The organism is Dietzia sp. DQ12-76 (assembly GCF_014145045.1).
GTDB lineage: Bacteria > Actinomycetota > Actinomycetes > Mycobacteriales > Mycobacteriaceae > Dietzia.
Window position 1 is genome coordinate 1 of sequence record NZ_JAALDV010000510.1, and the last position, 277, is coordinate 277.

Here is a 277-nt window from a genome sequence, read left to right on the forward strand (position 1 = left end):
GTTGCCGCGAGCAACCCCGCGGTCAGCGACTCCGCGGTCGCCAGCGTCCATCCCCGCCCGGCGAGAGCTGTCACCGCGGCCGCGGCTGAGGGATCGGGCCCGGCACCCGGGCGCACAGGGGATGTCGTGTCGGACACGGTTCCGGGCCCTCAGCGCCCGGCCCGCGCTGCCTGACGCGCTTTCACCAGGTAGTCGACACCCGTGTAGACGGTCAGCACGAGAGCCACCCCGATCACCGCCCACTCGACCGGCCAGAACCAGTACGGTAGCGGCAGGA